Consider the following 13,553-nt stretch of genomic DNA (forward strand, 5'->3'; position numbering starts at 1 on the left):
CTTTTGATAGATTTAAACTTTTTAGGCAGGTTCAAAACCAAAGCAAAATTCAAAAAAACGTATAAAGATGCCAAGATTTCTTATCTAAATAGAATTCGATGGGCGGTATCTATGTTTTATTTTGGAATGGGTTTGTGTTTTGCCACTTGGGCAAGTAGAATCCCGGATATCAAAACGGCATTGCATTTAAGTTCAGGAGAATTAGGGTCAATATTATTTGCAGTACCATTAGGACAATTGGTAGTGATGCCTTTCTCCGGAAAATTAGTCACCCGTTTTGGGAGCCACCGCATCCTTTTCATCTCAGCAATATTATATGTTTTTAGTTTGACAAATCTAGGTTTGGCTTCAACTTCATGGCAACTATCATTAGGGTTGTTTGTTTTTGGAATATTTGGAAACTTAACTAATATAGCTGTAAATACACAAGGTGTTTATACCGAAGAGCTTTTCAAGAAAACCATCATGTCCTCTTTTCACGGGATGTGGAGTTTTGCAGGATTTACCGGTGCATTAGTTGGTTTAGGAATGTTAGCGCTAGAACTTACGCCATACGAACATTTTTTAATAGTGGCTGGAGTTGTGCTATTGATGATTGCTTTTAATTATAAATTCCTGGTAAAAGCCAAAGAAACCATCAAAACCGAAAAGAAAAAATTATTTACAAAACCAGATAGTGCCTTAATTTGGCTTGGTATAATTGGTTTTTGCTGCATGGCGAGCGAAGGAGTCATGTTTGACTGGAGCGGTGTTTATTTCAAAGATGTAATCAAAGCACCTGGACCATTAGTGATTTTAGGTTATACTTCGTTTATGATTATGATGGCTGGAGGGCGCTTTTTTGGTGATGGCCTGATACATAAATTTGGAAGAAAACCAGTCATGCAAATCAGCGGAATAATGATTTCAGCGGGATTATTTACCTCTGTATTTTTCCCATTTATAATTCCGTCAACTATTGCATTTATGTTCGTAGGAGTTGGTGTTTCCACTATTGTCCCTACTTTATATAGTATTGCAGGAAAAAACCCAACAGTTCCTCCCGGTGAAGCTTTAACAATAGTTTCAAGCGTAAGTTTCCTTGGATTTTTAATGGGGCCACCCGTTATAGGATATATTGCTGAATTATCCAGCTTGCGATTCTCATTCGCTTTTATAGGTATTTTTGGTTTTCTGATTGCATTCATGGTTTCCAGAATCAAGGCAATTCAGTAGTTTTTTAGGAGCACAACTACTCTTTTTTTATAAACGTTCACACCCGCTGTACACAGTATCTTTTGTCTCGAAAAAAACGAGAAAAAAGGATACTTGCTGCCATCGGGGCTATTAAATACGTTTTTTAATTCATAGGACATTTATAAGTATAATAACTGATAAAATAGTTTTTCAAAAATTATAAGATTTTATTTATAAAAAATAATAGACTTATAGTTTTTTTCTTATATTTACAATTAGAAATTCTAAACACCACGCCTTTCAGCAGAATTTCATTCGGTATCAAATTATAATTTCCAAAAACATTTTCCATTATTTTATTCTTTATCCTCTTTCAGGATAAAGAGTCTTTATTCATTGGCGTATTCTCATTCGCTTACAAAAGATATAATGTGCTTATGAAAAAAATTACCCTAATTCTCTTCTTTTTTATTGGAATCCCTTTTGCTTTTGGACAACAAGAAACAGGTATTTCTGGAAAAGTTATCGATTCCAAAACCCAGCAACCACTAGCATCCGTTGTAGTTACCATTCAAAATACAAATTTAATGCAGCTGACAACAGCTGACGGAAAGTTTAAATTTGATACTGTTTTATCAGGTGAACAATATATTTTATTTCACAGTCAGGGGTATAAAGACGCCTTATTTCCGATTGAGATTACAGCGGGAGAAATAATCGATTTGGACCTGATACTATTAGAAGAAGACCAAACTTCAGAACAACAAACCGGTTTAATAGCACTTTCTGAAAGTGATTTGAGTGATGATAACAGCGGCTCTGAAAGTACCTCCGGACTTTTGCAATCCTCCAAAGATGCTTTTCAGCAAGCGGCGGCGTTCAATTGGGGGCAAGCCCGTTTTAGGATTCGGGGATTGGATAGTGAGCATTCCACAATGATGATTAATGGCATTTCCATGAATAAATTATATGATGGAAGACCACAATGGGGTGATTGGGGCGGGCTTAATGATGCCACTCGAAATCAGGAATTTTCTATAGGAACAGCTCCTTCTGATTATACTTTTGGCGGAATATTAGGCACACAGGAAATCAATACTCGAGCGTCCATTTACAGACCCGGAAGTAGAATTTCATTTTCTGGAACCAATACTAATTACAGTTGGCGCATGATGGGAACGTATGCTTCAGGGATGAATGCACGAGGCTGGGCATTTGTAGTTTCGGCAGGAAAACGTCTGGCTACAGAAGGCTATTTTGAAGGAACTAACTATGATGCAAATTCGGCCTTTATAAGTGTAGAAAAGAAATTGAATGACAATCATTCCTTAAACCTTACCGCTTTTTATACACCTAATTCAAGAGGGAAAAATTCGCCAAATACCACCGAAGTTTCTCAATTGACAAACGGTAAATACAATTCATACTGGGGTTTTCAAGATGGGAATAAGAGAAATGCCAGAATGAAAACCATCGAAGAACCAATTGTTATGCTGAACCATTTTTTCAAAATAAACGACCACACCAATCTCAATTCCAGTTTGATGTATCAGTTTGGGAAAATTGGAAACAGCAACATCGATTATCAAAATGCCAATAGTCCGGACCCAACGTATTATAGAAAAATGCCGAGTTATTACAGTTCGCTATACGCGAAAGATAACGGGGAATTTTCGGGAGAATTTATACCGGATTTAGAGAATGCCGAAAAAAGTAAAGTGTTGTTTTTAGCGAATCCTCAAATCGATTGGAATGCGATGTATCAAGCCAATCAAAACTCGATTGCAGATGCAAATGGAATAATTTCAGGTTATGAACCCGCCAAAAGTAAGTATGTTTTATACGAAGACCGCACCGATGATAAAACAATGTTGGCAACATCAATATTCAACACACAGTTGACGGAAAATATTATTTTGAATGCCGGAGCTTCTTTCAAAAATTTGAAATCACACAATTACCAGAAACTTTTGGATTTATTAGGCGGTGCATATTTTGAAGATATTGACGGTTTTTATAACGGAAACCAATCCCAATCAGATTTGAATAATCCAAATAGGCAAGTGATTGTTGGTGATGCATACGGCTACAATTATAATTATGTTGCCAATACGCTAGATGCGTTTACACAATTCAAATTCTCGTATAACAAAGTCGATTTTTATTTGGCTCAAAGTTTCTCCAATACCAATTATCAAAGGGAAGGTTTGTATAAAAACGGAATTTATGAAACCAATTCCTTTGGAAAGAGTAAGAAAGCAATATTTGAAAATTTTGGGTTTAAAGGCGGAGTAACGTATAAAATATCCGGAAGACAATTGTTAATTTTCAACGGAGCGCATTTGACAAAAGCACCAACAATCAGGAATACTTTCCCCAATTCACGTCTAAATAATAGAATTATTGATAATTTGGAAAGTGAGAATATTAGCAGTTTGGACGCCAGTTATATTTATCGTTCTCCAAAATTCAAAGCCCGACTTACCGCTTTTTATACCTTGATAAAAAATGCCACACAAACTTCATTCTTTTATGCCGAAGGGATTTTTGACGATGGAGCAGGATATAACAACACCAGCGCTTTTGTGAGTCAGACGCTAACCCATTTGAACAAGAAAAATCTAGGAGCTGAGTTAAGTTTGGAATATCAGTTGAATCCAACGTTGAAAACTACTTTTTCAGCTGCTTTTGGAGAGCATACGTATGACAGTAATCCAAATGTAATGGTGACCAATGATGCCGAAGCTTCAATAGAAAATACGAATCCTGTTTTTGATTTTGGAACTGCAGCACTAAAAAATTACAAACAACCGGGTTCGCCGCAACAAGCGTATTCGTTGGGAATTGAATATCGGGATCCTAAGTTTTGGTGGATTGGAACTAATATCAATTATTTAGCAAACAGTTATATTGATGTTTCTCCCATTGCCAGAACAGATCACTTTTTCATCAATCCCGCCAGTGGATTTCCTTTTCCTGAAGCGACCCAAGAAAGAGGCAAGGAATTATTGCAACAGGAAAAATTTGATCCCACGACTTTATTAAATATTGTTGGCGGTAAGTCATGGCGAGTTTTCGGTAAGTATGTCGGACTTTTTGCCAGCATTAATAATGTGCTCGATGTTACTTACAAAACGGGTGGTTATGAGCAAGCCAGAAATGCTAATTTCAGACAACGCAATCAGGATGTTTCCAGCGGAACTCCATCGTTTGGGAACAAATATTTTTACGGATATGGAAGAACCTATTTCGTCAATCTTGCAATCAATTTATAAACTTGAAAAATGACTTATTATGAAAATGACTATCTATAATCGATTTTTCTCTATAGCAATCACCATACTTTGTGTAAGCTGTGTAAATGATGCGGTTGATATTCCTAAACTAACTTGTACGCAACCTGATTTAACCGTAAACCGAACCGTTGCTGAAGTTCGAACAAATGCCAATGCAATTGTAACCCAATACAAGTATGACGATATCATAGAAGCTTATGTTGTTTCCAGCGATGAAGCGGGGAATTTTTTCAAGTCAATTTCTTTTCAAACTTTGGCAACAGCTACAACACCGGCCATAGGTTTTAGTGTGCCTGTCGACGCCAGTAATTTGTATATTGATTATAGACTGGGCAATAAAGTATATGTAAAACTAAAAGACCAATATACCGATATTTCGTTTGGCGGGATGCGCATCGGAAGCATTTTTGTCAATTCCTACAATGAAGGCGGCGTGGGGCGACTTTCTCAAAATGACTATAAAAAAGTGCTGAATGCTTCTTGCACAACCGTACAAGAAGAACTTTTAGTTAAGAAAATTTCGATGGAAGATTTATTGAATGATTCTAATTTGAATACGTTGGTTGAATTATCGGATGTTCAGTTTACGACAGATGCTATTGGTCGCCATTATTTTGAAGAAACCAATAATATGGGTGGCGCCACTAATTGGGGTTTGATGGATAAATTAGGAAATCAAGTGTATTTTAGAACGAGTAGTTTCGCTGATTTTTCGAGTAGTTTGGTTCCCGATGGAAGCGGAAAAGTAAGAGGAATTTTAACAAAATATGGAACGGATTACCAACTATTACCGCGCTCCGAAAAAGATGTGGTAATGGCTGGAACCAGAGCTGTTCCTTTTTTCTCTCAGGATTTTGAAACGGTAGTTGATAAATCAAATTTGAGCCTTCCGGGTTGGGCAAATATTGTTCAAAAAGGGACGCTTTTCTGGAAAGGCACTGTTTATTCCGGAAACGGTTACGCCGAATTTAATATTTCGGGAGCAAAAGTAGTTTCGAATGTGGCTTGGTTGATTTCACCAAAAATAGATATGGACAAGCATACTAATGAAATCTTGACTTTTAGAACTGCCCAACATCATTTAGACGTTGATTCCCAATTGAATTCTTTGGAAGTTTATGTTTCCACTAATTTTGATGGATTGAATGTGGCTACCGCAACTTGGACTCCGGTTTTGGCGAAATTACCCAAACAAGCCACGCCTTGGTATCAATTTGTAGGAAGCGGTGCAGTGGATTTATCTTCGTACAAAGGCAAAATAAATATAGCTTTCAAATATACAGGTTCAGGGAAAAATTTGGCTTTGGATGGTGCTTTTCAAGTAGATGATGTACAGGTTTTTGGGAATTAAAAAACACAATTTATGTAGCGTGTATTTTTATATATTTGCAACCGTACAAATTAAATTAAAATTTATGAAATCTATTTTATTAGCATTAGTTTCTATACTATTTGTTTCTTGTTTATCAGATGGTGGAGCATCTAAACCGGTTGATTACACCGTTCAAAATGAAAAAGAAATTGTTGATTATATAGCAAAAAATCATTTGACTGCTCAAAAAAGTGATTCAGGATTGTATTATATCATTAACGAAGCCGGAACAGGAACTCAACCTACTGCGACTTCTAATGTAACAGTGGCTTACAAAGGTTATTTTACTAACGGAAATGTTTTTGATCAAAGTACAGCGCAAGGAATTTCATTTGGATTGAATCAAGTGATAAAAGGTTGGACTGAGGGGATTCCTTATTTTAAAGCAGGAGGAAACGGTATTCTTTTAATACCGGCTCACTTAGGTTATGGAAGTAATGATAGCGGCCCTATTCCTGGAGGTTCTGTGCTTATTTTTGAAGTTAAACTTATTTCAGTGAATTAGGAATTTGTTTTTCTTTCATAAAAATGCCCCCAAATAGTATTTCACTTTTTGGGGGCAGTTTTTTTAGGGCCTTTTGTAATTAATTATTTTTTGGTTTCAACGATGCTTATCGCATAACCTCCGCCCGGAGCACTGAACTGCGCCAGTTTTGATTTGTTGGTTACCGTCATCTTACGAATCGTATAAGCTTGCGGATTTGTTTTGTAATGCGAATCCTTAGCATCTGCGTAAATCGTAGCAATATATTTTTTCCCTTTTTCCAAGAAATCAAATTTGATGGTTGAGGTACGAGGAGTTTCTCCATTTACATTACCAATAAACCAATTGTTAGTCACTTTTGCTTTACGCGCAACGGTAACATATTGACCTGGTTCTGCTTCAAGGTATTTACTGTCAGACCAATCTACCGCTACATCTTTTATAAACTGAAAAGCATCAGCAAAACGGTCATAATTTTCCGGTAAATCTGCTGCCATTTGCAACGGACTGTACATAGTAACATACAAAGCCAGTTGATTCGCCAATGTACTATTTACATGAGAATGATTGTCAGGATTCAATTTGCTTAAATCCATTTCAAAAATACCCGGAGTGTAATCCATCGGTCCTCCTACTAAACGGGTAAAAGGCAATACTGTTACGTGGTTTGGTTTTGAACCTCCAAATGACTGATATTCTGTTCCTCTTGCCGCTTCGTTACCAATTAAGTTTGGATACGTTCTGCAAATTCCCGTTGGACGAACTGCTTCATGAGCATTCACCATAATTTTATAGTCGGCAGCTTTTTCAATAGCATATTGATAGTGGTTATTCATAAATTGGTTATAATGATTTCCACCGTTTTCAATGATAGAACCAACATATCCGCTTTTTACGGCATCGTATCCATTGTCTTTCATAAATTGGTATGCTTTATCCAAATGACGTTCGTAATTACGAACAGAACCTGAAGTTTCATGGTGCATAATCATTTTAATTCCTTTTGATTTGGCATATTCATGCAAACCTTTGACATCAAAATCTGGATACGGAGTTAAAAAATCAAAAACATAATCTTTGGAGTGACCAAACCAGTCTTCCCAGCCTTCATTCCAACCTTCGACCAATACTGCGTCAAAACCATTTTTTGCTGCAAAATCAATGTATTTCTTCACATTGGCGTTATTCGCACCATGTTTTCCATTTGGTTTTGCTTTCGAAAAATCGCTAACGCCAAGTTGTACCGTAGGAAATTCATCAGTATACGCCCATGAGCTTTTTCCGGTAATCATTTCCCACCAAACACCCACATATTTAACTGGTTTTATCCATGAAGTATCTTCAATTTTGCTAGGGTCATTTAAGTTTAATGTCATTTTTGAAGCCAGAATTTCTCTTGCGTCATCACTAACGATAATCGTACGCCACGGTGAATGACTTGGAGCTTGCATATATCCTTTGTCTCCTTTAGCATCTGGGGTCAACCAAGATTCGAATATCATGTTCTTGTCATCTAAATTCAAATGCATACAAGAATAATTGATTAATGCAGCTTCATGTAAATTGATATAAATTCCATCATTCGTTTTCAACATCAACGAAGTTTGAACTCCTGTTGTAGAAAAAGATTTTTGAGATACATTTGCAGTAGTTGCTTTTTCAGTAAGTCCTCTAATTTCAGATAATTTTGAGGTAGTATAATCATATTCTTGGGTGTCATAATCTCCAGGAATCCAAAATGCGGTATGATCTCCTGTCATTGCAAATTGGGTTCTTTCTTCTTTGATTACAAAATAAGTAAGGTTTTTTTGCGAAGGGAATTCATAACGGAATCCAAGACCATCGTCAAACAATCGGAAACGAATAACAATTTGTCTGTCGGTTTCTTTTTGATTTAAGGTTACTGCCAATTCGTTATAATGATTGCGAATTGAGGCTACTTCTCCCCAAACTGGTTTCCAGTTTTCATCAAAAGTTGCTGTTTTTGTATCAATAACATTGAAATCATTTAACAACGATTTTTTATCATCTTTTAATTCAAGACCCAATTTACTTGTTTTTACAACTGCTTTGCCTTTGTAATTTAAACTGTAAATTGGTGTTCCGTCATTTTGTAAGGAGAACTCCATTACAAATTTCCCATTTGGGGATTTTAACTGCTGTGCATTTGCAGTGTTCAAAAAAGCGAGCCACACTAAGGCTGTAAAAAGAAAATGTTTCATTTTTTAAAATAGAATTTAATAAATTAATTTTTCAGGTTTGGTAATAGAATGCGATTTTCACGAAATCGATTTATTGGAAAAGACAAAGTTTTAACCCAAATTTCGAATTTCGAGAAAGTAAAAGTAGGCGGTTTACACACTACATATTTTTGTTATTCTAAAAAAGTAGATTGTGTTTCTGTTTTCAAGATGCAATATACTGAATAACTGTTTATTATGTAAATTTATTACTTAAAAAAAGTGGTAGTTTTATAATAAAAAAAAGGTCTCCAAGATTGTTTTAATCCCGAAAACCTTCTTAAAAAATAGATTTTTTCTATTTTAAACTAGTTCCTATTCGCATCACTTTTGCTTCAAATTCCTCCCGTGGACCTGCTGCTTTATTTTTGAGTTGTGAACGGTAATTATAAATCGTAGAAACTGAATATCGGAGAAAAGTCGAAATTTTTGCGCTGTCTTTGATGCCCAAACGAATCAGTGCAAAGATTCGTAGTTCCGTATTTAGCAGTTCACCTTCCTTCAATTGTATGGCTTCATCATCAATCAATAAAGCACTGAATTCTTGTATAAAGTTAGGAAAGAGTTGCAGGAAGGTTTTGTCAAAAGTAGTGAGGAATTCCTTAAGCTCATTTTCGACAAACTGTTTTGATTTTACGGCACTGATTAAATCGTTCATTTTTCCTGTCGTTGCCATGACATTCAATTTTCGGCGGTATTCGTCTAGTTTGCCAATGTAATCGGAACATTGATCCATGTACCGACCAATGTATATTTCCTTCAAAAGATTGGCTTCCGTCAGCGTATAATTCGTCTCATTCAATTTCTCATTGAAAGTATTTAATTCCGTATTCAATTCTGAAAGCTTACTGTTGGCCAAACTTAAATCCTGCTTTGCTTTGGACAGTTTTTTCATTTGCTTAAAAAGCAAAAAGAGCAGCACCAATAAGAATGCGGATAATATACTGGCACTTATTAAAAACAGCACCAACTGGAATCGATTGGTTTCATTTTGTTTTTGATACGCCTCATTGATAATGGGCAGCATCTTTGATATTTCATAGGTTCGCAAACGCGCATTACAAAAAAGAGCATCTTCAAGAGAGCGTTTTATGTATTTATAAGCGCGGTCAATATCTCCATTTTCATACATGAGAAAAGCCAAAGAGCGCAACGAAATGTATTCTTTCTTGGCCAACTGTAAATCCGAAATAGCCGAAATGGTCAACCATTTTTTCTCCTGCTGAGGTTCTTTTTTTTGGCGATACGCCTGCGAAATAATATAGGCAATAACTGCTCGATTACTGCTGTTGTGCGCAATAGTAGGAAAATAGTTCAGCAGTAATTTAATTGTTTCATTGTGTTTTCCCGCATCAAGAAGCGTGCTGGACTTCGCCATAATATAAGCACTTGATTGAGTTGGATAAAAATTCAAGGAGGAGTCACGGTATTTCTTAGTCAGTAAAACATACTTCTCTTTTTCCTGAGTTGAAGCTGCATAATCAGCCATATAGCCATAAACAACGCTATTTACGGTAAAATAATAGCCTTTTAAGTTGGGAGTTGTATTGATGTTGATGGTAGTAAGAATGTCAGTTGCTTCCTTATACATCCCTAACGTTCCCATGATAGAAGCCAGATTCAATCGGGCATGATTGATCTTTTCGATATCCTTTAATTTTTCGGCTATTTGAAAACTCTTTCGGGCGTAAATCAATGCGGAGTCCGACTGATATAATTTATATTCAGCATACAATTTTCCGTAAATGGCATATTTTTGAAGATCGGCGACTGTGTATTTCAGCAATCCTTTGAGTTTGTTTATTTCATCTTCTTTTTTATTCGAATACAATTGGGAATCAGCTACTGTTTGATCCAATTCATTTAATAACGAATCAAAGTTATTTTGTCCAAAAAGAAAAATGGGGAATAATAAGGCAAAAAGTAAAGTCAAAAACCGATACATTCAAATAAATTTAATTCCTGTAAAAATAATTAAAAATTCAAAGGAACTTCAAAAGTAAGCAAGGCAAAAACAAGAGTTTTTAAAATAACCGCAAATTCGCTAATTTTTTTTGATAAATTTTTTAGCCACGAATTCCCCGAATATTGACTACTTTTTAAAAGTAAAAGTAAATTCGTGGAAATTGGTGTAATGCGCTGCAAAATTTTTCTTCTTTTTTTAGCATAAGTAATGACTGAAATTTAAGAAAGTTCTAAATTTCTTTGCCACAGATTTCACAGATTCACACAGATTTTATAAGCATTATTAAAGGAATCTGTGAAAATCTTTTTAATCTGTGGCTAATTTTATCGCTTTGGTAGTCATGGACAGTCATATAATCTTTTTAATTCTTCCAATCTGTGGCTGAATTTATTTTATTCGTAGCCAAACTGTATTAGTCTAATTTCCGGCTAAGCCAAAAACTATCATTATTCACACGTTATGAATTTTTTATAAACCCATAATTACATAAGTCCCTCACAAATCATTAAATTTGTAGCTTATTCAAAGACATGTTAGAAAAAGAAGTAATAAATTTCGAAAAAACGGCTATAGTTGGTATTGTAACTCAAAATCAAAGTGAAGAGAAACTAAACGAGTATCTTGACGAATTAGAGTTTTTGACCTTTACTGCTGGGGGCCAAGTGGTAAAACGTTTTTCGCAAAAAATGGAACGCCCAAATCCCAAGACTTTTGTAGGAACAGGAAAAATAGAAGAGATTCATCAATTTGTAAAAGAGAATGATATTTCGACTTTAGTATTTGATGATGAATTATCGCCTTCACAGCAAAAAAATATATCTAAAATAATCGAGGAATGTAAAATTCTGGACAGAACGCACCTTATCCTTGATATTTTTGCACAACGGGCCGAAACTTCCTACGCCAGAACGCAGGTAGAATTAGCGCAATGCCAATATTTATTACCAAGACTTTCCGGTATGTGGACTCACTTGGAGCGTCAAAAGGGAGGAATTGGAATGCGTGGACCTGGGGAAACCGAGATTGAAACGGATAGACGTATTGTTCGTGACCGAATCGCGTTATTGAAAGAAAAAATAAAAACCATCGACAAGCAAATGGGTGTGCAACGCGGTAATCGTGGCGCTATGGTTCGTGTGGCATTGGTAGGATATACTAATGTGGGGAAATCAACCTTGATGAATGCCGTAGGGAAAAGTGATGTTTTTGTAGAGAACAAACTTTTTGCAACTTTGGATACCACCGTTCGCAAAGTGGTTATCAAAAACCTGCCTTTCTTGCTTTCGGATACCGTAGGATTTATCAGAAAATTGCCAACGCAACTGGTTGATTCTTTCAAAAGTACGCTGGATGAGGTTCGTGAAGCTGATTTGTTATTGCACGTAGTTGATATTTCGCATCCTGAATTTGAAGATCATATTGCATCCGTTAACCAAACATTATCAGATATCAAAGCCAATGACAAACCGGTAATTATGGTTTTCAATAAAATTGATGCTTACAAACCCCTGACTATTGATGAAGATGATTTGATGACCGAGAAAACACCAAGACATTTCACTCTGGAAGAATGGAAAGCAACTTGGATGAGTCGAGTAGGCGAGCAAAATGCGTTATTCATTTCGGCTACCAACAAAGAGAATTTCGAGGAATTCAGAGAACGCGTTTACGAAGCCGTAAGACAAATTCACATCACCCGTTTTCCGTACAATAAGTTTTTATATCCGGACTATAAAGACGCGGTGGAGAAAGAAGAAAAAGAAGAGGAAAAAACCGAATAATTCCCCTAAAACATAAAATACACCAATCCCTTTTGACATTTCAAGAGGGATTTTTTTTGGGCCTGTCCCAGCTTCCTCTGCGTTACAGCTGCGTCAGGCTGTTTGCTGCAATCTTTTATTTTCGCTTCGCTGCATAAAAGGATTTCCACTTCCATCCTTCATGCGGGATTTGGTGGATATAATTGCTATTTCGGGTTTTAGACTATTTGTAAGAAAAAATAAATATATTTGATAATAAATAAAGTATGATGTTTGTCATACATATCTACCTAAAATTGGGTGGCTTTGTATGATTTTGTTATACATATACACAAGTTGGTGGCAATGTTACCGTAGAATAAACAGAAAACAGAAAATATGAATAAAATTAGAATTTCAATTTTGCTTTTGACAATTTCACTTTTTGTAGGTTGTGATTTTGTAAAAGATAGTTTTACCTTTAAAGATAAGACAAAAGAATTTGTGGAAACCTTAATGAAAAAGGACTATGATAAATGTGTTTCCCAAATGGCTTTGGAAAGTGAAATTGGTAAAAACACAAATATTGACACTTTAAAATTGGGATTGGAGCAATTCCGAGGATTAGTAGAACGAAACTTTGGAGATAAGTTTGAGTATTCACTTATGAAATCTGAAAAAAAGCGTTCAACAATTGAAAGTGAAAACACACCACCAAATACTACACTTGCATTAATTGAATTTACAAATGAAAAAGAATTTGGTGTTTTTCAAGTTTTATTTGATGACAATTCAAAAAAGATAATCAACATAAAAACACTTGATGTAAAAGAACCTATACCGAATATGGTTATCTTTTGGCTATTCGGTTTTTTGCCATTATCAATTTTACTTTTCAATATTTATGCAATTAGAGAAATTAAGAAAAGTACATTGTCAAAAAAATGGTTGAAATATTTAGCAATAATATTTTTCAATTTACCGACAATTACATATTCTGCTGTCGAAGGTCTTTCGTATAAATTAGTGCATTTTCAATTTTTTGGTATCGGTTTTAGTTTTATGGGTTTTCTTGGTTCGGTATGGACTTTTGGAATTCCATTAGGTGGAATTTACTGGCTATGGAAACTGAAACAACACAAATTTGATGAAGAATTTAATTCGGAAAAAGAGGAACTTTCAATAACAGCTGAATAAAAAACACAGCCACCAACAGCCATTTTGAGCTAGCTGGAATTTAGTGGAATTATCGTTTCGCATCAAGTTTTCGTTAAACCAAA

8 protein-coding genes are annotated in these 13,553 nt (G+C 35.4%); 6 read left to right on the plus strand and 2 right to left on the minus strand.

Translation table 11 applies throughout. The features are described 5' to 3' along the window. Nucleotides 1–3: 3 nt before the first annotated feature. From T410_RS04875 to T410_RS04890, 4 genes are all read left to right on the plus strand, one after another. The gene (locus T410_RS04875; protein ID WP_035669105.1) at nucleotides 4–1,215 is read left to right on the plus strand and encodes an MFS transporter; all 1,212 of its coding nucleotides are present in this window, start codon (nucleotides 4–6) and stop codon (nucleotides 1,213–1,215) included. Nucleotides 1,216–1,613: 398 nt separating this feature from the next. Continuing rightward, nucleotides 1,614–4,451 (plus strand): TonB-dependent receptor, encoded by a 2,838-nt coding sequence (locus T410_RS04880; RefSeq protein WP_035669106.1) that lies wholly within the window; start codon nucleotides 1,614–1,616, stop codon nucleotides 4,449–4,451. Nucleotides 4,452–4,470: 19 nt separating this feature from the next. Continuing rightward, nucleotides 4,471–5,823, plus strand: coding sequence for a DUF5689 domain-containing protein (locus T410_RS04885; protein ID WP_035669108.1), 1,353 nt, complete (start codon nucleotides 4,471–4,473; stop codon nucleotides 5,821–5,823). A gap of 64 nt (nucleotides 5,824–5,887) precedes the next feature. After that, nucleotides 5,888–6,349, plus strand: a complete 462-nt coding sequence (locus T410_RS04890; protein ID WP_035674116.1) for an FKBP-type peptidyl-prolyl cis-trans isomerase — start codon at nucleotides 5,888–5,890, stop codon at nucleotides 6,347–6,349. Nucleotides 6,350–6,432: 83 nt separating this feature from the next. Here T410_RS04890 and T410_RS04895 read toward each other — a convergent pair whose 3' ends face one another. Beyond that, nucleotides 6,433–8,550, minus strand: a complete 2,118-nt coding sequence (locus T410_RS04895; protein WP_035669110.1) for a glycoside hydrolase family 97 protein — start codon at nucleotides 8,548–8,550, stop codon at nucleotides 6,433–6,435. 316 nt (nucleotides 8,551–8,866) lie between these two features. Beyond that, nucleotides 8,867–10,513 (minus strand): DUF6377 domain-containing protein, encoded by a 1,647-nt coding sequence (locus T410_RS04900; RefSeq protein WP_035669112.1) that lies wholly within the window; start codon nucleotides 10,511–10,513, stop codon nucleotides 8,867–8,869. A 551-nt stretch (nucleotides 10,514–11,064) separates the two neighbouring features. On the opposite strand from T410_RS04900, the gene hflX reads away from it, so the two are divergent. Next, nucleotides 11,065–12,315: a GTPase HflX gene (hflX, locus tag T410_RS04905; protein WP_035669113.1), complete on the plus strand. Its 1,251-nt coding sequence runs from the start codon at nucleotides 11,065–11,067 to the stop codon at nucleotides 12,313–12,315. Nucleotides 12,316–12,672: 357 nt separating this feature from the next. Continuing rightward, nucleotides 12,673–13,470, plus strand: a complete 798-nt coding sequence (locus T410_RS04910) for a hypothetical protein (RefSeq protein WP_035669114.1) — start codon at nucleotides 12,673–12,675, stop codon at nucleotides 13,468–13,470. The last annotated feature ends 83 nt before the right edge of the window (nucleotides 13,471–13,553 follow it).

This window comes from Flavobacterium sp. 83 (genome assembly GCF_000744835.1).
GTDB lineage: Bacteria > Bacteroidota > Bacteroidia > Flavobacteriales > Flavobacteriaceae > Flavobacterium.

Coding starts and splice junctions, on each gene's coding strand:
- T410_RS04890 (WP_035674116.1), top strand. CDS start 5,888: ATGAAATCTATTTTATTAGCATTAGTTTCTATACTATTTGTTTCTTGT.
- T410_RS04895 (WP_035669110.1), bottom strand. CDS start 8,550: ATGAAACATTTTCTTTTTACAGCCTTAGTGTGGCTCGCTTTTTTGAAC.
- T410_RS04880 (WP_035669106.1), top strand. CDS start 1,614: ATGAAAAAAATTACCCTAATTCTCTTCTTTTTTATTGGAATCCCTTTT.
- hflX (WP_035669113.1), top strand. CDS start 11,065: ATGTTAGAAAAAGAAGTAATAAATTTCGAAAAAACGGCTATAGTTGGT.
- T410_RS04910 (WP_035669114.1), top strand. CDS start 12,673: ATGAATAAAATTAGAATTTCAATTTTGCTTTTGACAATTTCACTTTTT.
- T410_RS04885 (WP_035669108.1), top strand. CDS start 4,471: ATGAAAATGACTATCTATAATCGATTTTTCTCTATAGCAATCACCATA.
- T410_RS04900 (WP_035669112.1), bottom strand. CDS start 10,513: ATGTATCGGTTTTTGACTTTACTTTTTGCCTTATTATTCCCCATTTTT.